General features: G+C 43.0%; 26 protein-coding genes and 1 other annotated feature. All 26 genes read right to left on the bottom strand.

The features are described 5' to 3' along the window. Positions 1 to 11 precede the first annotated feature (11 nt). Positions 12 to 212 carry a DUF2905 domain-containing protein gene (locus FHS45_RS14270; RefSeq protein ID WP_062446990.1) on the bottom strand — a complete coding sequence of 67 codons (201 nt, stop codon included), beginning with the start codon at positions 210 to 212 and terminating at the stop codon, positions 12 to 14. Continuing rightward, complete coding sequence (gene ruvB / locus FHS45_RS14275) at positions 209 to 1,210, bottom strand: Holliday junction branch migration DNA helicase RuvB (RefSeq protein ID WP_062446992.1); 1,002 nt, start codon at positions 1,208 to 1,210, stop codon at positions 209 to 211. The genes FHS45_RS14270 and ruvB overlap by 4 nt, the downstream gene beginning before the upstream one ends. An 18-nt stretch (positions 1,211 to 1,228) precedes the next feature. Beyond that, positions 1,229 to 1,846: a Holliday junction branch migration protein RuvA gene (gene ruvA / locus FHS45_RS14280; protein WP_062446994.1), complete on the bottom strand. Its 618-nt coding sequence runs from the start codon at positions 1,844 to 1,846 to the stop codon at positions 1,229 to 1,231. A gap of 734 nt (positions 1,847 to 2,580) precedes the next feature. Further along, on the bottom strand, positions 2,581 to 3,141 hold the full coding sequence (locus FHS45_RS14285; RefSeq protein WP_062446996.1) for a BofC C-terminal domain-containing protein: 561 nt from the start codon (positions 3,139 to 3,141) through the stop codon (positions 2,581 to 2,583). A gap of 156 nt (positions 3,142 to 3,297) precedes the next feature. Continuing rightward, positions 3,298 to 4,050, bottom strand: a complete 753-nt coding sequence (locus FHS45_RS14290; RefSeq protein ID WP_166761422.1) for a YebC/PmpR family DNA-binding transcriptional regulator — start codon at positions 4,048 to 4,050, stop codon at positions 3,298 to 3,300. An 86-nt stretch (positions 4,051 to 4,136) separates the two neighbouring features. Then, positions 4,137 to 4,718, bottom strand: a complete 582-nt coding sequence (locus FHS45_RS14295; protein ID WP_062446999.1) for a YhcN/YlaJ family sporulation lipoprotein — start codon at positions 4,716 to 4,718, stop codon at positions 4,137 to 4,139. Positions 4,719 to 4,786: 68 nt separating this feature from the next. After that, positions 4,787 to 5,533, bottom strand: a complete 747-nt coding sequence (nadE, locus tag FHS45_RS14300) for an NAD(+) synthase (protein WP_062447001.1) — start codon at positions 5,531 to 5,533, stop codon at positions 4,787 to 4,789. Positions 5,534 to 5,563: 30 nt separating this feature from the next. Further along, a complete protein-coding gene (locus tag FHS45_RS14305) occupies positions 5,564 to 6,448 on the bottom strand; it encodes a phosphotransferase (RefSeq protein WP_166761423.1) in 885 nt (294 codons plus the stop codon). 61 nt (positions 6,449 to 6,509) lie between these two features. Beyond that, entirely contained in the window at positions 6,510 to 7,508 is a 999-nt protein-coding gene (gene safA, locus FHS45_RS20360) for a SafA/ExsA family spore coat assembly protein (protein WP_062447006.1), read from the bottom strand. Between the two features lie 213 nt (positions 7,509 to 7,721). Beyond that, positions 7,722 to 8,621: a prephenate dehydratase gene (gene pheA / locus FHS45_RS14315; protein WP_062447009.1), complete on the bottom strand. Its 900-nt coding sequence runs from the start codon at positions 8,619 to 8,621 to the stop codon at positions 7,722 to 7,724. 21 nt (positions 8,622 to 8,642) lie between these two features. Continuing rightward, positions 8,643 to 9,092 (bottom strand): ACT domain-containing protein, encoded by a 450-nt coding sequence (locus FHS45_RS14320; protein WP_062447012.1) that lies wholly within the window; start codon positions 9,090 to 9,092, stop codon positions 8,643 to 8,645. Positions 9,093 to 9,145: 53 nt separating this feature from the next. Next, the gene (gene obgE / locus FHS45_RS14325; protein ID WP_062447014.1) at positions 9,146 to 10,426 is read right to left on the bottom strand and encodes a GTPase ObgE; all 1,281 of its coding nucleotides are present in this window, start codon (positions 10,424 to 10,426) and stop codon (positions 9,146 to 9,148) included. A gap of 5 nt (positions 10,427 to 10,431) precedes the next feature. Continuing rightward, positions 10,432 to 10,974 carry a Spo0B domain-containing protein gene (locus FHS45_RS14330; RefSeq protein ID WP_062447016.1) on the bottom strand — a complete coding sequence of 181 codons (543 nt, stop codon included), beginning with the start codon at positions 10,972 to 10,974 and terminating at the stop codon, positions 10,432 to 10,434. A gap of 785 nt (positions 10,975 to 11,759) precedes the next feature. Then, entirely contained in the window at positions 11,760 to 12,050 is a 291-nt protein-coding gene (rpmA, locus tag FHS45_RS14335; protein ID WP_062447020.1) for a 50S ribosomal protein L27, read from the bottom strand. 13 nt (positions 12,051 to 12,063) lie between these two features. Continuing rightward, entirely contained in the window at positions 12,064 to 12,393 is a 330-nt protein-coding gene (locus FHS45_RS14340) for a ribosomal-processing cysteine protease Prp (RefSeq protein ID WP_062447022.1), read from the bottom strand. A gap of 12 nt (positions 12,394 to 12,405) precedes the next feature. Continuing rightward, complete coding sequence (rplU, locus tag FHS45_RS14345) at positions 12,406 to 12,717, bottom strand: 50S ribosomal protein L21 (protein ID WP_062447024.1); 312 nt, start codon at positions 12,715 to 12,717, stop codon at positions 12,406 to 12,408. A 13-nt stretch (positions 12,718 to 12,730) separates the two neighbouring features. Continuing rightward, positions 12,731 to 12,802, bottom strand: a sequence feature (ribosomal protein L21 leader region). A gap of 36 nt (positions 12,803 to 12,838) precedes the next feature. After that, the gene (locus FHS45_RS14350; RefSeq protein ID WP_062447026.1) at positions 12,839 to 14,272 is read right to left on the bottom strand and encodes a ribonuclease E/G; all 1,434 of its coding nucleotides are present in this window, start codon (positions 14,270 to 14,272) and stop codon (positions 12,839 to 12,841) included. Between the two features lie 11 nt (positions 14,273 to 14,283). Further along, positions 14,284 to 15,162, bottom strand: coding sequence for a site-2 protease family protein (locus tag FHS45_RS14355; RefSeq protein WP_166761424.1), 879 nt, complete (start codon positions 15,160 to 15,162; stop codon positions 14,284 to 14,286). Next, a complete protein-coding gene (locus tag FHS45_RS14360) occupies positions 15,131 to 15,901 on the bottom strand; it encodes a M23 family metallopeptidase (RefSeq protein WP_062447032.1) in 771 nt (256 codons plus the stop codon). The genes FHS45_RS14355 and FHS45_RS14360 overlap by 32 nt, the downstream gene beginning before the upstream one ends. 150 nt (positions 15,902 to 16,051) lie before the next feature. Next, on the bottom strand, positions 16,052 to 16,849 hold the full coding sequence (minD, locus tag FHS45_RS14365; RefSeq protein ID WP_062447035.1) for a septum site-determining protein MinD: 798 nt from the start codon (positions 16,847 to 16,849) through the stop codon (positions 16,052 to 16,054). Beyond that, on the bottom strand, positions 16,842 to 17,528 hold the full coding sequence (gene minC, locus FHS45_RS14370) for a septum site-determining protein MinC (RefSeq protein ID WP_062447038.1): 687 nt from the start codon (positions 17,526 to 17,528) through the stop codon (positions 16,842 to 16,844). Before minC ends, minD begins: the two co-directional genes overlap by 8 nt. Positions 17,529 to 17,581: 53 nt before the next feature. After that, positions 17,582 to 18,112, bottom strand: coding sequence for a rod shape-determining protein MreD (gene mreD, locus FHS45_RS14375; RefSeq protein WP_062447040.1), 531 nt, complete (start codon positions 18,110 to 18,112; stop codon positions 17,582 to 17,584). Further along, a complete protein-coding gene (gene mreC, locus FHS45_RS14380; protein WP_062447043.1) occupies positions 18,109 to 18,987 on the bottom strand; it encodes a rod shape-determining protein MreC in 879 nt (292 codons plus the stop codon). Before mreC ends, mreD begins: the two co-directional genes overlap by 4 nt. An 11-nt stretch (positions 18,988 to 18,998) precedes the next feature. Continuing rightward, a complete protein-coding gene (locus FHS45_RS14385) occupies positions 18,999 to 20,039 on the bottom strand; it encodes a rod shape-determining protein (protein WP_062447045.1) in 1,041 nt (346 codons plus the stop codon). 188 nt (positions 20,040 to 20,227) lie between these two features. Further along, positions 20,228 to 20,899: a RadC family protein gene (radC, locus tag FHS45_RS14390; RefSeq protein WP_082412149.1), complete on the bottom strand. Its 672-nt coding sequence runs from the start codon at positions 20,897 to 20,899 to the stop codon at positions 20,228 to 20,230. A 56-nt stretch (positions 20,900 to 20,955) separates the two neighbouring features. After that, positions 20,956 to 21,525: a Maf family protein gene (locus FHS45_RS14395; RefSeq protein ID WP_062448047.1), complete on the bottom strand. Its 570-nt coding sequence runs from the start codon at positions 21,523 to 21,525 to the stop codon at positions 20,956 to 20,958. Between the last annotated feature and the right edge of the window lie 139 nt (positions 21,526 to 21,664).

Genomic DNA, 21,664 nt, shown 5'->3' on the forward strand with positions numbered 1-21,664 from the left:
CCTATCTCTATTCATTTTATTTTACCAAAGAAGTAAAAAATCAATGAAAGTATGATGCTTACCACAATGGATGTAACAATAGGAAAATAAAACGTTACATTTCCCTTTTTAAAGCTGATGTCACCTGGCAGCTTACCGATAAAGCTCCAAAGCAAGCCAATAATGATGAACACAACCCCTATTACAATAAATATTTTTCCAAATCCGGTCAAGCTCCAGGCACCTCCCGTTGAAAATGGAGATAAGCCTTTGGTGTTACTACCCTTCCCCGCGGTGTGCGTTGGATAAAGCCGGTTTGAAGCAAATATGGTTCATATACATCTTCAATCGTCTGTGATTCTTCCCCTATTGTTGCGGCGATGGTATCCAAGCCTACTGGACCGCCTTTAAAGCTATCCATAATGCCTAATAGCAGTTTGTGATCGATATGATCCAGTCCTACCGGGTCTACCTGGAGCATTTCTAACGCTTCTTGCGTTATTTCCAAGTCTATCTCGTCTTTCCCTTTGACTTGTGCAATATCACGCACACGCTTCAACAACCGATTGGCGATTCTCGGCGTTCCCCGTGATCTTCTTGCGATTTCTATTGCAGCATCTCGAGTAATTCCCACCTGAAAAATATCAGAGGTGCGTTCTACGATATCACATAAATCCTTTGTATCGTAATACTCCAGCCGGCTTAGTACTCCAAAACGGTCCCGAAGCGGAGCCGATAACAACCCTGCCCTCGTGGTCGCTCCTACTAATGTAAAAGGTGGAAGATCAAGACGGACGGACCTTGCACTGGGCCCATTCCCAATGACAATATCGAGACAGAAATCTTCCATAGCAGGATAGAGCACTTCTTCCACAGATCTTGGCAGTCGATGAATTTCATCGATGAATAGTACATCCCCTGCCTCCAATGAAGATAAAATAGCTGCTAAATCACCGGCACGCTCGATAGCAGGTCCTGCCGTTGTCCGGAACTGAACCCCCATTTCATTGGCAATGATTGAAGCTAATGTAGTTTTGCCGAGCCCTGGAGGACCATATAATAAAGCATGATCTAATGGTTCATTTCTCATTTTTGCTGCTTCAATGAAAATTTCCAGATTCCGTTTGGTTTTCGCCTGGCCAATATACTGACTTAATCGACTAGGCCGCAAACTCAACTCAATGGAAGCATCCTCTTCTTGCAAATCACTGGATATCATCCGTTCTTCCAAGCCAATTCACCTCCGTGCTCAATTTTTCATCATTAATTGCAAACCGTGACGCACATAATCATCCACGTTAGCATGATCACTGTTAGCCAGCTTCGGACGAAGTGCTTTCAGCTCACGTTCTGAATAACCCAGCGCTTTCATCGCTTCCAGAGCTTCCTCTACTGCCTGGCTGCGTTCCTGTGAAGTAAGGTCTTTCGCATAAAAAATCGACGTTTCGTTATCTTCATCGGGAAGCCATGCCACCAGTTTCCCTTTCAGGTCAAGTATCATTTGCCGTGCTGTTTTCTTGCCGACTCCTGGAAAACGGGTCAAGAACTTTTCATCTTCCTGTTCAATTGCTGTTACAAAATCACGTACACTGGTAGAAGCAAGTACAGCCAGCGCTCCTTTCGGGCCGATCCCGGATACATTCAACAATTTAGAGAAAAGTGCTTTATCCTCCCTTTTTTTAAATCCATATAAAGCCTGCAAATCTTCTCTGACATAATGGTAGGTATGTATTTTGATCTCTTTTTCTAAAGATTCTTGAAATGAAAACGGGTTGGCACAAATCAATTCATAGCCAACTCCATTTGCTTCTACTATGACACTCTCATCATCTATAACCGATAATTTTCCCCGAACATATGCTATCATGTTTATTTTCCCTTCCCACAATCAAATTTCTTCACTTATTGTAACATACAAGCACATGTTCGCCTATCCTCACCCTTAAAAGAAAGGCTCTGTTAAACTTTGTTGTTGATTCTTCATAATAGGCTATTCCGCAATAGGGCCAAAAAGTCGAAAACTTGATTTCGAGATACTTTGAGGTCCGTTGCCGAACCAGGAGTAAGGGCGGCTGGGAAACGGTTCGCTTTCCTGTGGGGGAGCCGCCGAGCCTCCTCGGTCGTTTCACTCCCTGTGGGGTCTCGTCTGGGTCCTTCTCCCACGGGAGTCTCACCGTTTCCCCGCCACCCAGCTATCAAGAAGGTTAACGGACCCATGTATTACCCGGATCAGACTTCCATATCCCCAAGGTCCCTTTGAGTGTGATGAGGCATAAAGCTCTCTTTTTACTCATTTTATAGTCTTCCGTGCTGACCTGTTTCCGTTACACATAAAAACGCTAGGAGGGCCGGGAAATTGCGAGACTCCGATGGGAGGATAGTACATGGTGAGTCCCGCAGGGCTTTAGCCCGAGGAAGCTCACCGTACCCCATGGAAAGCGAGTGATTTCCCGGCCCTCCAAACCGTTACTACCGTAACGGAAACAACATATCTCGAAGCTGAGTCTTCAGCAATTGAGAGCTTTTATTGTAAAATCACCACCGAGCTTTAACAGAACCATAAGAAAAGCTCTCCAGCAGAACGATTGGAGAGCGTAAATGTTAATGTTTATCAATAGGATCTCGATCAGCATATGTTTCGATTACTTCGTTAAAGTGGTTTTTATCCTGAATTTTTATTCCCTGCTCCAATTCTTTCCTTCGATTGCTTTCCAGAGTATCTACTGGAATTGGAAAAAAAGATTCTATCACTTTTCCTTCTGCAGGCTTTCCGAGAAAAATCATTAACTGATCATTTAAATCAATACCAAAATAACCATTCGCTTTAACTTCCGGGGAAAGGTCGTCTATCTGCTTATAAAAATCCACAAAACCTTCTCCCTGGTGCATTAGTGTCCAACCATCGTAATTAGCCCAAAAGTCTTCCATCGCCCAAATGGTTTCTATTTTTTCTTCTACCTCAATAACTCCATCAAGATATTGCTTCTCCATGGTTACTTTTACTTCTAATGGTTGACTTGCCACCAAGGATACAGACTCCTCCATGTAATTTTCTTTTGCTTCATCTTCCTCCCCGTTGGAAGGTCGATCATCCATTACCGCAATAAAAGATAAGAGTATCAATAAACTAATTGTGAGCGATTTCCATATTTCCGTTTTCATCGAATCCCCCCTTAGAAAAACTTGGCTTTCGTATGAATATGATGAGGAAAGCATCAGTTTTTATCCTCTAACATACGAAATCTTTTTAAAGGATTAAAAAATAGCTCCTATTTCCAGTTTGCCCAGAAATAGAAGCTATTATAATCACGATTTACTTCAAGTTAGTTTTTCTAATACCTCTTCATCCGCTTCAAGGTTATGATAAATATCCTGCACATCATCGTTATCTTCCAGCGTATCAATAAGGTTCAACATTTTTTCGGTCTCTTTTTCACCGAGTGGGGTATAGGTTTGAGGGAACATCGAAATCTCGGCAGTTTCAAAGGTATAACCACTTTGTTCAAGTTTTTTCTTAACTTCTGAAAAGCTTTCCGGTTCTGTATAAATCTCAAAGGTTTCTTCATTAGTTTCCATCTCTTCCGCACCCGCTTCGATAACCTCCAGCATAAGGTCGTCCTCTTCGACATCATGAGCGGATCGTTCAATGACAAGATAGCCTTTACGATCGAACATATAAGAAACACAGCCATTCTCCCCAAGATTGCCATCATTCTTGTTAAATGCATGACGGACTTCGGCGGCTGTCCTGTTTTTATTATCTGTCAACACTTTAACCATGACAGCTGCTCCTCCGGGACCATAACCTTCATAAGTCATCTCTTCATAGCTGACACCGTCAAGGTCGCCGGTAGCTTTTTTTATAGCCCGGTCAATGTTCTCATTCGGCATATTGCTCGCTTTGGCTTTATCAACAGCCAGCCGAAGTGAAGGGTTCATTTCCGGATCCCCGCCCCCCTCTTTAGCTGCCACGAATATTTCTCGAGCCATTTTCATGAATACTTTTCCGCGTTTAGCATCTTGCGCATTTTTACGCCTCTGTATATTTTTCCATTTAGAATGACCAGCCATTGGACATTCTCCTCTCCAACACGATAGTATCTAATTTCTTTTATTACTATATCATATTGGCAAGAATCATTGAAGAATGAGAAATGTCATCCTCTGTCATTATCAGTCTTGAAGTTATTAAGAAATTCATTTATTTCTTTCTGTATTTGTTTTGGTCCTTCAGCTGCTTTCATTCGTGATTCCAAGTCTTTCATTCGTTCCCATTCACTTACATTCATATTAACAATGACCTCATCCGCATCAGAGACTTCTGCTACTTTTTCTTTTACTAATGCTTCGATGTCATGATCTTCGACCGCATAATTGGTTGGCATAACACCAACAATCACTCGATTTTCACTAACTATCGCCCTTGCTATGCTGACTTCTGGTAATTCATTAACTGCACGCGTGACTTCCATTGATTTTTCGTTATAGAAGTCATTATCATGGGCCCGATTGCTAATATTATAGGTGGTATCCTTCATATCCTCTTCTGCATCCTGTTTTATCTTATTGGGAGCGCCACGACGCAATTCATTATTATCTGTTTTGGTGTTTCTCTTGTCTGTTGTTTCCAAGGGATCGTAAGTGTTATCATCCTGCACATTCGGGCGAGTTTCTTCTGTGTTGCATCCTGCCATTACAAAAGCTATAACAAATACACCTGCCACTAGCTGTTTCCACATAAAAAAACCTCCTTTTCCTTTATGTTGGATTAAGGAGGCTTTTTTAATCTGTCAAATTAATCCACTATTCATACCTCAAACACGGGCGGTGCTGCCGCAAGCTGGCGTTTATGAGCCGAGCGGCGATGTAAAGACTCAATGATTTCACGGTCTTTATCAGGTATTGGTTCTCCTTTTAAATGTTTGTCAATAATATTATAAGTTGTGCCCATTTCATTCTCGTCTGTTTGCCCTTCCCATAATCCGGCACTGGGCTTCTTATCAATAATTTCAGCAGGCAATTTTAGATGACGGGCCATTGCACTGACTTCCCCCTTAGTATAATTAACTAAAGGAACGAGATCTACCCCACCATCACCATACTTGGTGAAATACCCCGTATACCATTCTGCCGCATTATCTGTACCTACTACCAAATAACGATAGTTTGTCGCTAATGTATATAAGGTACTCATTCGGAGGCGCGCCCGAAGGTTCGCATCGGCAAGCTGTTCCTGTTCATTATTGAATGTTTGTTTGCTCTGTAGCTGTTTTTTTATTTCTGAAAACATCGTTTCATGGGTTTTCGTCAAATCAACAGTAACATGATCGATTCCACAAGCATCTATCACCCGTTGGGCATGGTTCTTATCACTTGGATTACTTTTACACGGCATGATTACACCAAGCGAATGTTCCGGACAGGCAAGTTTGATCAAGTTTGCCACAACAGCTGAATCTATACCGCCACTTACACCTACCAAAAGTCCATCCACATTTGCTTCCTCTACTTTTTGCTGAAGCCATTCAACAATAGCATCTACATGTGCTTGCATCATTCTTTTCTCCTTTACAACTATAATTATTTATCTTAGCACATGCTGAACTTTTTCAACAAATTCCTTTCTGTCTTTCCAGGCGGCATGAAGCCAATCAAGGTGGCCCGCTAATTTCTGGTCTTGCCTCTTATATTTGCGATAGGCATACAGCCACTCACGCATTAAATCACTTGGGACCAGAATCCCCTTCAACCACGCTTCTTTCCACTTGGTCGCATGAAAATAAACAGTAAGCTCCTTTAATGAATGATGGGTATGGGGTAAAAATCTTTGACCTAATTGGATATCGTCATACAGTTCCGGTCCCATTTGTAAAAGGTCGAAATCAATCAGCTTCACTGCGCCATCCCGTGTTCGGATGAAATTATGATGAGCGACGTCACCATGCAGCCAAGTTTTCCGTTCCCAAGCATCTTCTTCAATGGCAGCCCAGTCCAAACGCTCGAAGTCATCCAGAGTTTTGCTCGCAAATTGGTGAAGTTCCTGGAATAAAGTCCGATTCCCCCCATAGGAGAATGCCGGAAATGTTTTTTCAAACTGTTCCAGTCTTCGCTGGTATTTAATATAGAGTGGATTTTGAAGTAACAGAGGCGCTTCAATTCCCTCTGTACTGGTATGAAAATCTTGCACTACTTTACTTGCGGCTAATCGGTCACTTTTATAGGAAAAAAGAAGATGATCCCCTTTTAACCACTTAAACAATCCCCATTCGCCATCTGCATTAGAAATCACCCAACTGCCATCAGGGTAAGAAAGAGGTTCTGCAGCATACAGTCGCGCTTCTTTCCATTGTTCGAAAAAAGTATGTTGTTTTTCTAGTTTTTCATGACTTTCATAACATTTCAGCGCATACTCATTTCCTTGGGATTTCACCCAATAGACATCCTGTTTTATATTTTTGACATCTTCCACAGACAGTCCTTTTCTGTTTAAAAAAGGAAGAAGGCGATTCCATTTAGAATCGCCCTGGTACTTACTCGTCATCGTCGTCAAAGTCGTAAGAATACGGCATCTGACTTCCCATGCCTCCTGGGAGTGGCTGGCCAGGTTGACCATACCCCATCTGTCCCATTTGCTGACCGCCCCAAGGCATCATTTGCTGATAGGGAGCCATTCCATGCTGCATCTGAGGCATTCCCTGCATCTGAGGCATCATCTGGCCTTGCTGCTGATACGGCATCGGCTGCTGCATACCGTAGCCTGGCATCATATGTGGAGGCATCTGGTGTCCCCACATCGGCATAGCTCCCTTTTTCCCTCCGCCACAACCACAGTCATCAGCCATTGGCATTTGCGGTGGCATAGCTGCAGATTCTTCCTCCTCGTGCATCCACATGCCCTGCACTTGAGGCATAGGACCCTGATGATAAGCTCCTTTATAAGAGCTTTCCATATCATCTTCACAATGGAAATCACTATGAACCAAGTGACCTTGCGGCATTGGAGGACATGGCATCGGCGGGCAGAACACAGGATAGTATCCAGGCGGACACAATGGCATTGGATGATGCATTGCCGGCTGAACCTGCGGCATTTCTTTTACCGATTCAATTGATTCCTCTTTCACTTTTTCTTTCGGTGGTGCAGGAGGCTGGTAAGGCATCTGCGGCAAGTGGAAAGTCGTGTAGTAGTTTTGCAGCTGTTGTTCCATCATTGGCATTTGGATTGGCATCATTTGCTGCATCGGAGGCATCATCGGCTTTTCTTTCTCATCTTCTTTTATTTGCGGCATTGGTTTAGGGGCTTCCTTCTTATAAGGAACCTTTGGTGCTGCTTTTGGTTGTTCTTTTTGCATCGGTGCTTCTTTCTTCACTTGCTTTGTTCCCTGTGGTACTTTGATCTTCATACCCGGCATGATCATATCCGGGTTGGATAACTGGGTATTCATTTGTTTCAGTTGTTCGAAATCAACTCCATACTTTTGAGCGATTTTCCACAACGTATCACCTTTCTGAACAATATGAATTCTCACATTAGTAGCTCCTTTCTTTATACAAATCAAACGATTTGAACAAGAAATCTTCATAACAACTTATGCACAGGATGGGAAAAGTTGATGAAAAAGCCTAAACTTTTTTAAACAAGTTTCACTCATATCTATTCAGCCAGGCGTATATCCGTTACCAATCAAATAATTCAGGCACACAAAAAACCGGATCACGGCTATTTGTGACCCGGTTAATTTTTACTCGGCTGCCTGCAAGTTTGGTGTAGAAACATTCAATTCAAAGCTTGGATAGGTTCCCAACAGTTTTAACGAACATCCTAAGGCCTCAAGTTCTGCCTCTACTCCCGGAAACAGCACTTGGTCATAAGGCTGATCGATATCGATCAAGAAAAAATAGTTACCCAGACCCGTTTTCATTGGTCTGGATTCTATTTTGGATAAGTTCATTTTTCTCCATGCAAACGCAGCGAGCACTTGATGAAGCGCACCTGCATAATCTTTCGGCAATGTCACCATTACCATCGTTTTTTGTTTGGTCGGTATATGATCGCGAATATTTAGTGTCTTCGGCTGCTTTTGAACAACAATAAATCGGGTGTGGTTATTAGCATAGTCATGGATGTCATGCTGTAAGATAGTCAATCCATTTTGTTCAGCAGCCAAATGATTCCCTATAGCTGCAATCGGTTTATCAGATTCAGCGACTATTTCTGCTGCTCTCCCTGTCGAAGACGTATAGCAGAGTTCTGCCTCTGGATAGTTTTTATGCAAATATTGATGACACTGAGCTATTGCATGACTGTGCGAATACACCTCGGTAATCCCGTCCTTCTCCGGGTCATAATCACCCCGTACGAGGAGGTGCTGTTTAATTGGGACGGTCATCTCAGCAACAATCGGCAAGTCGACATGGTGCGTCAAATAATCAATCGTTAAATGAACAGACCCTTCGATTGCATTTTCTATTGGGACTACTCCGGTATCTATTTCTCCTGCCTCCACGGCATCCAGGCATGCCGGAATCGTCTCATAGCTTGTGAATTCCCCTTCCTCGAACAAGGCATCCACCGCCATTTTTGTAAAAGTTCCTCTTGGGCCTAAATATCCAATCTTTTGGTTGTTTTCAGATTCTGGCATGTCTTTTTGTCCTCCTTGCTGTTACGCTCCTGTACTTAATAGATCAACACGATTGATGAAATCCACCTTTTTCAACCTTTGAATCAATTCATCAATCGAGATGGTCATCCCTGCTGTATTCAACGATAATGTGACATTCGCTTTTCCCTGTAATGGGATGGTCTGATGGATGGTAAGCACATTACACCCTGCCTTCGCTACCGCTGCCAACAGCTTGGATAATGAACCTTTCCTGTCTTCCAAGTGAAAAAAAAGAGTGATCATTTGTTCTTTGACCATTTCCTGAAATGGGTAGACAGCATCCCGGTATTTATAAAAGGCGCTTCTCGATAGATCGACCTTCTGAACGGCTTCAAATATGGACTCGACACTGCCTTTTTCCAGCAATGACTTGGCTTCAATCGTTTTTTTCATAGCCTCTGGCAAAACGTCACTTCTGACAAGGTAAAAGTGTTCTTTTTTCTCCCCCATTTACATCCCCCTTTTCTACAGCGTCTCTTTCGCTTCTCAGGGTACTACCTCATTTATTCAACAAATTCAAACTCATAATCAAGCAGCCTGACCGTGTCCCCGTCCTTGGCGCCACGTTTTCTTAAGGCATCATCCACACCCATACCACGCATTTGCCGTGCAAAGCGGCGGATCGACTCATCCCGGTTAAAGTCAGTCATTTTGAATAATTTTTCAATTTGCGCGCCATAAAGTACGTAAGCTCCGTCGGGATCACGAGTAATTTTGAAAGGAACGTCTTCCCGCTCATATTTATAGAGCACCCGTTCCTCTTTCTCCTCAATTGGTGTGTTATCTTTCGGTATTTGATCAAGCGTGTCTGCTACAGCAAATAGTAAATCCGGCAGCCCTTCTTTTGTCAAAGTAGAGATGGGGTAGACAGGATATTCGCCGGCCAGTTTACGCTTGAATTCCTGCAATTGTTCATCAGCACCAGGCATATCCATTTTGTTGGCTGCAATAATTTGAGGTCTATCCTTTAATCTTTCATCATATTCAAACAGTTCCTGATTGATTGTCAGGTAATCTTCATAAGGGTCGCGACCTTCCGTAGCAGCCATATCTATTACATGGAGAATGACTCTTGTCCGCTCTACATGTCGAAGAAACTGATGACCGAGCCCCACCCCTTCATGAGCACCTTCAATCAGACCTGGTAAGTCGGCCAGGACGAAGCTTCGTTGGTCACCTGATTCAACAACGCCTAAATTTGGTGCAAGTGTTGTAAAATGGTAATCAGCGATCTTCGGTTTTGCCGCTGATACAACCGATAATAAAGTTGATTTCCCTACACTAGGGAAACCGACCAACCCGACATCAGCAATCAATTTCAATTCAACCTGTATATCCCGTTCTTCTGCCGGTTCGCCATTTTCCGCAAGTTCCGGAGCAGGATTCCGTGCTGTAGCGAACCGGATATTACCACGTCCACCGCGTCCGCCTTTAGCTATAACCGCACGCTGCTTATGTTCTACAAGATCAGCAATCACTTCTCCTGTATCCGCATCTTTCACTGTTGTACCTGGAGGAACTGGAATAACCAAAGGATCAGCATTTTTTCCATGCTGTCCTTTACTCATGCCGTTTTCCCCTTTTTTTGCTTTAAAATGACGTTGGTAACGAAAATCCATTAATGTATTAAGCCCTTCATCTACTTCAAAGACGACGTCTCCTCCGTTACCACCGTCTCCACCAGCCGGGCCACCATTTGGAACATATTTTTCTCGACGGAAAGCAACTAAACCATTACCACCGTCTCCACCCTTAACATAAACTTTGACTTGATCGACGAACATGCCGGTCACCTCTTTACTTCTACATTCATTTTAGCTGTTACTTGATGATACTGTTCTATATCCTCAATTTCAACTGCTGTGATAAATTCTTTTTCTTGTATCGTTGATTGTAAATGCGGCATTTCCTCAAATTCACCGGATAATACCACACTGATTTCTACTCGACTGCTTGTATACACTTCGATTCTTACTTTCCCATGGTAGAGGGTGGCTGAATCGCTGAAACGTTCAAAAACACGGATGATTTCTTTACAGTGGGCATATAAAGTGATGTCCTGGTGGCATAAATCGACAGTTTTACCCTTAACCTCGTATGTAAGGCGAAAAAATGGATGGTGCCAGTTGAAAGACATGAGCCATAAGCTTAAATACGGAGTGTTCAGATTCATCAACCGCCGTTCTTCTTCGGCTTTCTGTATGACATCAGTGGTTTTCTCTTTTACCTTATCCATTTTCCCCATGGAAGCATAACCTTGAATCAGCTGCAGCTCATTCATCCAATCATGCCGGGCATGACGCAGTAGTTCCATCACTTCATCCGCTCGCATGAAAGTCCCTCCCGTTCCTGATAACGTAATAAAAGAATTATAGCAAAAATCAACAGCAAAGGCGACCGCTCCGAGCCGTATGCACTTGAAGTAATTCTCCGAAATATGGTTATTCAATTATAGGGTCGAAAAGTCGAAGACTTGATTTCGAGATGTTATTTGGGAGTTTAGGGGCGGTGGGGAAGGATTCGCTTTCCGCGGGGAAGACGGCAAGCCTCCTCGAGCTTAAAGCTCTGCGGGGTCTTGCCAGTCTATCCTTTCCCGCAGGAGTCTCAACCTTCTCCATCGCCCCTTACCATAAAAAGTTATCGAAATCACCTTTTGGGACAGGCCCATTATAATGAAAAAAGACGATTTGCCCTTTATAGTTGCCCACGCACGATTATTTTGAATTAAAGGCAATATGGCACGAAAAAGAAGGTTTCTGAGCCGTTTTCTTCCCCGTGAGGAAGCTCGCCAGGTCCCCCGCAGGAAAGAAGTGAATGCGTAATCGCCTTGGGAGACACGACACGCATAAGCAGAACAGCAAAAGGGAAGTGGTCTTTCTTCCCGTTGATGGGCTGCTTATGTCGCGAGTGTCTAGGCGATGGAGCTGGAAAGCGAGTCGTTTCTCAGCCCATTCCTTTCCACTTATGGTAACGGACCCAACTATCTCGAAACTGAGTCTTCAAGTAAAGGGAGCTTTACTTGAATAGTGAGATTTATTAAAGCCTAATAGAAAAAAGCCGCGCTGATGCAGTGCATAGCGCGGCTTTTCGCTTGGGGTTTCTATAAATGCCAGCGGTTTACGCTTCTTGTGCAGCTGGGTAAACACTGACTTTTTTGCGGTTACGTCCGTAGCGTTCGAACTTCACAACACCATCCACTTTCGCGAATAGTGTATCGTCTCCGCCACGGCCTACGTTCGTACCTGGATAGATCTTGGTACCACGTTGACGGTAAAGAATAGATCCACCAGAAACAAATTGTCCATCAGCACGCTTGGCTCCAAGGCGTTTGGACTCAGAGTCACGGCCGTTCTTTGTACTACCTACACCCTTCTTTTGGGCAAAGAATTGCAAATCTAGACGTAGCATGGGATGCACCTCCTTATCGTTCCGATATCGATATATATTGATTATAATCTCGTTCAATAGTCTGAAGCGACACCAGCATTCCTTCAAGCAGCAACTTGGCTTTGCTTTCTGTTTCTGCTTCCATACCATCCGGAAGCATGACTTTGAGAAAGCCTCCTTCGCCACCTTGGTCGATTGCCGGCACTACTCCGCATAACTCCATGACGGCATTTACTGCTCCAAACGAAACAGCTGAGACGGCTGCACACACTAGATCATGTCCATAAGGACCGCTTTCTGCATGGCCGGATATCTCAAAACCGTTCATTTCATTGTCTCTGCGGTATATCAGCACTTTAATCATGATACACAAGCCTTACGCATTGATTTTATCAATCGTTAGCTTCGTGTACGGCTGACGGTGACCTTGTTTACGCTTGTAGTTTTTCTTTGGCTTGTATTTGAAGACAGTGATCTTCTTCTGACGGCCTTGTTTTTCAACTTTAGCTGTAACAGAAGCACCATCTACGAATGGAGCACCGACTTTCACGTCATCTCCTCCGCCAATGAAAAGTACATTGTCAAATGTGACTGAGTCACCGTTTTCTCCGCTGACTTTCTCAACGTAGATCGTTTGACCTTCTTCTACTTTGAATTGCTTACCACCAGTTTCAATAATTGCGTACATTGCTGCACCTCCTCATAGAACTAAGACTCGCCATCCCAGGTACCACCTTGGTTTCAAAACCTGTTCTGAGCGGTTGTAGCAGTCGGGTGCTACTAGAATAACATAATGATGTTATCATGATTCAAAAGCTTTTGTCAACATGATAGCCGCGACTTGCCACATATTCTCTGACCGTATTCAGCGAACCTGCCATCTCTATCATATAATCATTCAGAACAGGATCGACACGGAAAAAGACTTCCTGAGGAATTTTACTAGAAACAGAAGTAGAAAGCAATTGTTTTTTCAATTGATCAAGTTCAGGTGAAACAGCCACTAGTATTGCTTCATGAGAAGAATCTTCCAAAGCCAGTATGTCCCTTTCCATTTGGAACAATACGGTGCTCCGTTTTTTGTGACTAGTCACATTTTCCGTCAATTTACTGGACCAGGAAGCGTATTCCCTTTTTCTCGTTATTTCATACAGGCCGAGTTTCGTAAATCCATGGCATACCGTGGGAATCGGATCGTTTTTCATTGCTTGTTTCAATGCGCTCTCGATACCGTCATTATTTTTCCTGGAGCCGGTGTTGATAAAATCAATCATAACGATACCCGACAAGTTCCTTAACCTGATTTGTCTTGCGATTTCATTGACTGATGCCAGGTTTGCCTGATAAGCAGTCTGTCCTTTGTCAGAACGCCCTGTAAACCCATGGCTGTTGACATCAATCACATTCATTGCTTCCGTTTCATCTATTGTTAAATTGACCCCTTTAGCAGCTGCAACAGAGCGTTGTACCAACTTTTCCTGACACTCATTAATCGAATAGCCCTGATGATTATTCCAATGTTTTACCCATTTAATCCGGTCACTATATAAAGGATACATGCTTTTTATTTGCTTAGATAAACTTGCGTCATCAACAATACATTCATCAATGAAATGTATGGGATATTTTCTCAAAACGCCATCAGGTACCAGTGTGGATTCCATGATCATGCCAGGCTTCTTTCTGTCTATTCTTCCCTTCGCCTGGCGCCACTTTTCTCTTAAAAAGGACAACTCATTCCTGATAGAGGACGAGTCCAGGTGTTTTGCGGCAGTGCGAACAATAACACCTTCCTTTTTTTCGAGCATGGGTGTAATTATCTCCTTCAAATTTGCCTGTTCTTCTTTCGAGATTTTATGGGAAACCGAAACCTGGTCTCTTTTCGGCAAATAAACGGAGTAAGAACCAGCTATGGTGAGGTCTGTCGTGAGTAATGGTCCCTTTTTACCGATTCCATCCTTTTTAACTTGCACAATGATATATTGGCCAATGGTAAGTAATGATTCGATCCGCTCGCCCTGGTTTCCAATTTCCTGCTGCCTCAAAAAACCATTTGTCCCTGTACCGATATCAACAAAAGCCGCCTGCAGTCCTTTTTCAACATTGACGACTTTTCCTAAATAAATATGATCGACTTGCGACCGGTCCAACTCACGGTCGAAAAAAACTTCGACTAATTTATTATCTTCATAAAGTAAGGCAGCCTTCTCACTTGAACGGCATGCTATATATAAGTTCCTCATCTAATCCCTCTTTATTTATAAATCTGTGCGAGTTCACGGATTGGAAGGTGTGGGTTCCCATGAGTAAAAAAATACTCCAGACAATCCTCTTCTCTTATCCATACGTTTCCTTTCCGCCCCTTCAAAAAATACCTTTGTTGTCTATCATTACGGATTCGGCTCAAAACATTCCATATGGTTTCCTCAGGCTCAATCGGCCGCGTTACCACTTTCCCAGGTGGTTCATTATTACCATGGCGATGCATTAAATAGCGCATAAATGAATAATAGCGTCGTTTCCATTCTAGTCTATTTTCTAATAATAGGAAAGCAGCCAATAAGCAGCCGTGGAGCGTAAAGTAGGAAAGGAAGGTGAGCAGCAGGATGGATGCTATTAATAAGCCGGCTGAAAATATGATGGTTAAATGATGGGAGACACGATAAGAGTAAAAACGATTTAAGAGGTAAAAAAGTATTTTCCCTCCATCCAAAGGCCATATAGGAAGAAGATTGAATGCAAGAATCAGCCAGTTATAAGAGATAGCTGTTCTAATCCATGTTGTAGGTTCAGGGAATAATATCACCAGAGAATATAAGAGGGTTAACATCCATATGTGCTGGAATGGCCCTGCTAACGTGACATAAACCTGTTCATGCATCGGCCGACTGCCATGCTCTTCCGATTCCATCGTTCCCCCAAACAGCCATAGGGTCACTTTTTTAATTCTCCAGTGAAAAAATTTTGCCATCCGGAAATGCCCCCATTCATGTATGGTGACGATGGCAAATAAAATCAGGAGCTCTATGAAAGCCCCTGTGAGAATAGCGGTAAATACCAATAGAATCAAAATCGGATGTAAGTGAACATGCGTTAAAAAGTCACGGAGTTTCATCGACTTTAATCGCCTCAACAGGATCAATAAATTTATTGTCCTTTTCGATAGCAAAGTAGAAGTCGCTTGCTTGTCCAGGTTCAGGCTTGACACTACCTATAATGTCGTTTGGTTTCACATGTTCATATAAATGAACATCAATGGAAGAAAGGTAGCCGTAAACACTTTTACTCCCATCCACATGCTGAATGATAATCGTCTGATCTGTTTGTGCATTTTTCCCCGCAAAAACCACTGTGCCTTCATCCATGGCAACGACCTCCGACGGCTGCTCGGAAGTCATGACAATTCCTTCTCCATGAGTCTGGAATGTTTCACTCACCACTCCGCTAACGGGCAGGGCAGCCTGTTTAGGTACCACGTCCCCTGGTGGTTCGACTAACTGCAAAGGACTCCCGAACTTTTCGTGATACCAGGAGGTAACCGCTGCAAATGGAAAATCTTCAGTCATGTTGTGTACAACCCAGGCTTTAGGCTTTTGAACCCAGCCTGCCTCCATTTGCACTAAACTTGCCACCCCAAAAAACAAACAGGCAGCAATGATAGCTTTTAGTAAAAAATACCCCGGCTTCTGATCTCTCTTTTGACCCGACGAGCCAGGAGATGATTGGGCAAAGGGTAAATATCCATGTTTTTCTTCCTCTTGTACCGGATAATACATAGTCTTGGCCTCAGCATGTTTGTTCTTTTTAGGAAGCGCTTTTTCTCGTTTACGTGATGCGATACTTTTACGTACTTTTTCAATATCTTTCCCCATAATGGCTACCATCCCTTACATGAGATTTGTACAAGTCTATGTAAAGAATCCGGAAACTATGAGAAAAATCGTTTTCTATAAACCCCAGCCATCATTATCGCCACAAAAAAGACTAAAAAGAAAACCGTCTCTAAAGAGACAGTTTTCTTTTTAAGGACGCATTCCGAAGAATTTCTTTACTTTTGTCATGAGACCTTTCTTTTCTTCAAATGAAAGTAACGGTACCGATTCTCCTAAAATGCGACGTGCAATATTCCGATAAGCAAGGGAGGATTTGGTATTTGGGTGAAGGGCGACTGGCTCACCGCTATTAGATGCTTTGATCACTTCATCATCATCCGCTACCACACCCAGTAAATCGATAGAGAGAACAGATACAATCTCGTCTACATCCAGCATATCTCCACTTTCTACCATATGATGACGGATACGATTGACAATTAATTTAGGAGGTTCGATGTCTTCTTGTTCCAATAAGCCTATAATCCGGTCAGCATCACGAACACTGGACTTTTCAGGATTAGTCACCACGATTGCTTTATCTGCTCCGGCAACTGCATTTTTATATCCTTGTTCAATCCCGGCTGGACAATCGATCAGTATGTAGTCGAATTCCTGTTTCAATTCCGCTACAATTCTTTTCATAGCTTCTGGTGTAACTTCTGATTTGTCGCTGGTTTGTGCTGCTGGCAGCAGTTGGAGACAATCAAACCGTTTATCTGGAACCAGAGCCTGCCTGGTTTTCACTCTCTCTTGAACGACATCAACCAAGTCAAAGATTATACGGTTTTCAAGTCCCATCACTACATCTAAATTACGCAGCCCGATATCTGTGTCAATCAGACATACTTTTTTCCCAAGTAATGCAAGTGCTGTCCCTATATTGGCAGTGGTAGTCGTTTTACCAACTCCTCCTTTACCAGAAGTTACAACAATGGCCTCACCCATTAAACATTCTCCTTTCAAAACTGCTGATATCCGGACGCTTTTTAATTACCTCTTGAAGACGGTCGATTAATATTTTATCATTGCCTTCCTCCAGATAGCCGCACTCCATATAGACACCCTCAGCATCTTGATCCGGTGCTCTGCTGATTGCATCTGCAATCCGCAGTTGCGTAGGCTGCATGAAAGAAGCAGCAATAACAACATGTCTATCACCGTCCACACCAGCATGCGCAATGCCGCGCAGGCTCCCCATTACAAATATATTACCTGAGGCCATGATCTTTCCTCCAGGGTTGACATCGCCAATGAGTAACATGTCACCTTCGACATTAATTACCTGACCAGACCGGACTACTTTGACCAACGGTTTAACCTGCGCATGCCTTTTCCATTCGGCGGCTTCTTCCTTCGTAATGACATTGGATTCTACCTTTCCTACCACCAGGTTTTGGCTTTTCCGTACTACTTCTTTCAGTTCATCCTTTTGTTCAAGGGTGACATAACGGTTCCCAAGCTGGAGGTTGACGGTAATCAGCCGGTCATCCTCTATCAGGTCGTTCACAGAGAGTTTTTCTTTCAATTCATTTAATACATCCTGATAGGCACAATGGTCATCGATCTTTAAAATGAGCCCCTCTCTTGTTCCTTTAACTGTTATTAATTGTTGGTTCGCTATCAACTATATTCCCCCCTAATCTGCAAGAATCCGCTTCCCGCTCTTATCACGGAAGATCAGCTGCTTAGAATGTTTGCTGCCCACTTTTCCAGTCTTCCTTTTAGTAAGGGGTATACGAGGAGAAAGAAAATCATGTTCGCGATTATGGTAGGCACCAACCTAATTGACAAAAATGACTCCCATGGTATGTCAGTTACCTGTACGAAGGAATAAATGGTAAACAACATTAATTCGGTCAACACTATTCCCAGTGCAGCTAACAGGACCGCTACGATAAAGTTGCCATGCAGCATTTTTTTCAGACCATGTAACAGGTAAATGACAATGCCATAAGAGAACATATAAACCCCTAAAATACTGGTGTATACCATATCAATTAAAATGCCGAAAGTGAGGGCGTAAAGCAAAGAGTAATAGGTATCGTCATGATCAAAAAAAATAGTGATAAGTATAAGGATAACCAGAACCCAATGAGGGGTAATCAGGTAATCCGAATAGGCAAGACTCCCAGGCAGAAGACTCATAGCCATTCCTTGAAAGACAAGCAGAAAAAGTAAAATCAAAGGAAGATAGAAACGTTGAATCATTCCTCTTCCTCCTCATCTGTTTCTTCTATATTATGCGTCGGCATGCTGCGGTCGACAATCATCACCTGATTGATATCATAGAGGTCGGCTGCCGGTTTAATAAACGCAGTCTGAGTTAACCCATACTGATCCATCTCAACTTTCGTGACTTCTCCAATCAACAGGCCGGCTGGAAAAACTCCACCTTTTCCTGAAGAGACTACTTGTTCCCCTTCATTAATTTCAGCATCGGAATCAATTTCTTTTAAAAGTAACGATTTAGATTCTTCGTCATATCCTTGAATCAAACCATGAATTGGATCATCATCCTGCCATACCCAGGCAGAAATACGATTGGAAAGACCAAACCCGCTTAAGAGCTGAACCGTGGAATGGAATTTATCGGTGGATTGGACTTTTCCTATCATACCCTCCCCTGTGATGACCGCCATATTGCGCTCAACTCCGTGAGCTTCTCCACGGTTTACAATCATTTGACTGAACCAACGTTCAGAACTTCGCGCTATGACAGACGCGTCAATCGGATCATATTCGGTTAAACTCTCCTGGTAATCGAGGCTTGACCGCAGTTCTTCATTTTCTTTTTTTAATAACTGGTTTTCCTGCATAATACTTTTGTACTGAGAGAGACGAGATTTCAAAATTTCATTTTGTTCATACGTGCTGCTGATATCCTGAATGTTTGCATAAGTGCCCTGGATGAATTGTACGGGTTGATTGAATATGGTCTGAATCCACCCAACCGAGTCATGGACAAATTTCTCCGGCCAGGTAAGTTCACTTCGCTCTCTTAATGAAAAACCAATCAAGGCTACGAGCAAAATAAAACTGACGAGTACAAGAATAAGCCTTTTTTTCCTGAATAGAGAAGGCATAAATAAGTCAACTACTCCATTCTAGCCCGGGAAGCCACATTCGGCTGTGATTTGAAATGGTGAATGTATTCCAGCGATTTCCCCGTACCAATCGCAACACAATCGAGTGGATCATCGGCTATGAACACAGGCATCTTTGTTTCATCACTGATAACCTGATCGATATTTTTTAGCAAGGCACCGCCACCCGTCAAAACGATTCCCCTATCCATAATATCTGCAGCCAGCTCTGGTGGTGTCTTTTCTAGCGTATTCTTAACAGCATCAATAATGGCATCCACCGTATCCTTCAGGGCTCCGGCAATTTCTGCTGCATTGATAGTGATCGTTTTCGGAAGACCTGTCAATAAGTCTCTTCCTCTTATGTCCATTTCATTATCTTCATCAGCAGACCCGGCAGCACCTACTTCCATCTTGATATTTTCCGCTGTCCGCTCCCCGATCATCAGGTTATATTGTTTACGAATATATTGGATGATAGCATCATCCATTTCATCACCAGCTAATCTGATAGATTGGGAGGTAACAATGCCCCCTAAAGAGATTATTGCTACTTCAGTCGTTCCTCCACCAATATCGACGACCATACTCCCCGTCGGTTCCCACACGGGCAGACCAGCTCCGATAGCTGCAGCAAACGGTTCTGCAATCGGATAGGCTTCTTTTGCTCCTGCTTGCTTTGTGGCGTCAATCACTGCTCGTTCTTCTACCATTGTGATACCTGATGGCACACAAATCATGACGTTCGGCTTTCTGGCAAAACTGGATCTATTCTTCATCGCTTTATTGATATAATATTTCATCATTTCTGCTGTGGTGTCGTAATCTGCAATGACACCATCCTTCATGGGGCGCACTACTGAGATATTACTAGGAGTACGTCCGATCATATTTCTCGCAGGGTTCCCGACAGCTTCGATGTTACCTGTCGAAATGTCTCTGGCTACTACAGATGGCTCGCGAACCACTACTCCCTTATTTTTTATAAAAACCAATGTATTCGCTGTTCCTAGATCAATTCCTAAATCTTGTGAAAAACCAAATAAACCCAATACGGATCTCCCTTTCTTTTCTATCTTGAGGGTATTCTAGTTGTGTGTGATAATCCGATAATGAAACTGCCTCCATACCATATCGGCAGCATGAGAAAGAAGCGCCTATTATAAGATCGAGCTTATAAAAAGGCGCTAGATTTCACTATCTATTCAATTATACGAAAAAAAATAGAAAATGGATAGTCTTACAAATATCCTTTTTCTTTGAGAGAGACAAATTTACGGTCACCGATCACTAAATGATCCAGTAATTCTATGCCGATCATTTTACCGGACTCTGCTAACCGTCTTGTTACATTAATATCTTCCTGCGATGGGGTCGGGTCGCCTGAGGGATGATTATGAATGCAGATAAGAGAAGCAGCCGACCTTTTGACGGCTTCTTTATATACTTCTCTTGGATGGACGATTGAGGCATTCAAACTGCCGATGAAAATCGTCTGGCGATGGAGAACCTGATTTTTAGTATTAAGAAATAAACAGATAAAATGTTCCTGTTTCAGTCCTCGAAGCTCTTCCATAACAAAGTCGGCCCCGTCCTCAGGGCTTCGAATGACATACCTTTCCGGAGGCTTCATCTGATGAATTCTTTTTCCGATTTCTAAGGCTGCCTGAATGAGAACTGCTTTTGCTGTACCGATTCCTTTGATGGCTGTCAATTCTTCGATGGTAGCATCCTTTAAAAGATCTAAACCTTCGAAATGGATAAGCAGACGCTGGGATAGATTCATCACCGATTCGTTTTTGGATCCGCTTCCAAGTAATATCGCAATTAGTTCTTGATTGGATAAATGACTGGGGCCATGTTCAAGCATACGTTCCCTTGGTCGATCGGCCAAAGGAACATCTTTTAACATCACCTGGATTTCTGACAATTATTCCGCACCCTTTCCTTTTTAATCCTCACAACTCTTTACCAGGATGGGAAAATATTGAATGACACAAGTTTACGGGCAAGGCATGCGATAGGCAGACCTACGACGTTATAGTAGTCACCTTTGATGCCTTTGACCAGCAAAGCCCCCTTCGTTTGAATGCCATAACTTCCTGCCTTATCAAAAGAATCCCCGGTATCAATATAACGGAGGATATCGGTTTCGGTAAGTTCCAGGAAATCCACTTCTGTTCGGGCTGCAAATAGATCATAACTTTCGCTACCGCGAATCATCACACCCGTATGAACGGCATGCGACCTCCCGCTTAACAGACGGAGCGTCTCGATGGCTTCCTCTTTTGATTCAGGCTTCCCTAATACCTCTCCGTCAATACTCACTACTGTGTCCGCTGTTACCAAAATTTCATTGTTATCAGTCTCAATATGGTCAGCTTTCACTTCTGCCAATTTCTTTACTAAGATTTCCGGGTCTTTCTCCGTAATTACGGATTCATCCGCCTCGCTCGTTCTAACCTCAAACCGGTAGCCTGCCAGTTCAAGCAGTTCTTTTCTACGGGGTGATCCAGAGCCTAATACTAATGCGTTCATCATACTTACATCCTTCCTGATAAAACTGTGAGGTTCTATTAAGTGTAGTAAACTTTAAACCAATTATAAAAACTGGATATTTTCTGTTTCTTCTCATTTTTTAACCAACTATCTATATTTCATTATAAGTTTTCCCATT

The organism is Thalassobacillus devorans (assembly GCF_011761345.1).
Lineage (GTDB): Bacteria > Bacillota > Bacilli > Bacillales > Halobacillaceae > Thalassobacillus > Thalassobacillus devorans.

Coding starts and splice junctions, on each gene's coding strand:
- ruvA (WP_062446994.1), bottom strand. CDS start 1,846: ATGATAGCATATGTTCGGGGAAAATTATCGGTTATAGATGATGAGAGT.
- FHS45_RS14285 (WP_062446996.1), bottom strand. CDS start 3,141: ATGAAAACGGAAATATGGAAATCGCTCACAATTAGTTTATTGATACTC.
- FHS45_RS14290 (WP_166761422.1), bottom strand. CDS start 4,050: ATGGCTGGTCATTCTAAATGGAAAAATATACAGAGGCGTAAAAATGCG.
- FHS45_RS14295 (WP_062446999.1), bottom strand. CDS start 4,718: ATGTGGAAACAGCTAGTGGCAGGTGTATTTGTTATAGCTTTTGTAATG.
- nadE (WP_062447001.1), bottom strand. CDS start 5,533: ATGCAAGCACATGTAGATGCTATTGTTGAATGGCTTCAGCAAAAAGTA.
- pheA (WP_062447009.1), bottom strand. CDS start 8,621: ATGCCAGAATCTGAAAACAACCAAAAGATTGGATATTTAGGCCCAAGA.
- FHS45_RS14320 (WP_062447012.1), bottom strand. CDS start 9,092: ATGGGGGAGAAAAAAGAACACTTTTACCTTGTCAGAAGTGACGTTTTG.
- obgE (WP_062447014.1), bottom strand. CDS start 10,426: ATGTTCGTCGATCAAGTCAAAGTTTATGTTAAGGGTGGAGACGGTGGT.
- FHS45_RS14330 (WP_062447016.1), bottom strand. CDS start 10,974: ATGCGAGCGGATGAAGTGATGGAACTACTGCGTCATGCCCGGCATGAT.
- rpmA (WP_062447020.1), bottom strand. CDS start 12,050: ATGCTACGTCTAGATTTGCAATTCTTTGCCCAAAAGAAGGGTGTAGGT.
- FHS45_RS14340 (WP_062447022.1), bottom strand. CDS start 12,393: ATGATTAAAGTGCTGATATACCGCAGAGACAATGAAATGAACGGTTTT.
- rplU (WP_062447024.1), bottom strand. CDS start 12,717: ATGTACGCAATTATTGAAACTGGTGGTAAGCAATTCAAAGTAGAAGAA.
- FHS45_RS14350 (WP_062447026.1), bottom strand. CDS start 14,272: ATGAGGAACTTATATATAGCATGCCGTTCAAGTGAGAAGGCTGCCTTA.
- FHS45_RS14360 (WP_062447032.1), bottom strand. CDS start 15,901: ATGGGGAAAGATATTGAAAAAGTACGTAAAAGTATCGCATCACGTAAA.
- minD (WP_062447035.1), bottom strand. CDS start 16,849: ATGGGTGAGGCCATTGTTGTAACTTCTGGTAAAGGAGGAGTTGGTAAA.
- mreD (WP_062447040.1), bottom strand. CDS start 18,112: ATGATTCAACGTTTCTATCTTCCTTTGATTTTACTTTTTCTGCTTGTC.
- mreC (WP_062447043.1), bottom strand. CDS start 18,987: ATGCCTTCTCTATTCAGGAAAAAAAGGCTTATTCTTGTACTCGTCAGT.
- radC (WP_082412149.1), bottom strand. CDS start 20,899: ATGTTAAAAGATGTTCCTTTGGCCGATCGACCAAGGGAACGTATGCTT.
- FHS45_RS14395 (WP_062448047.1), bottom strand. CDS start 21,525: ATGAACGCATTAGTATTAGGCTCTGGATCACCCCGTAGAAAAGAACTG.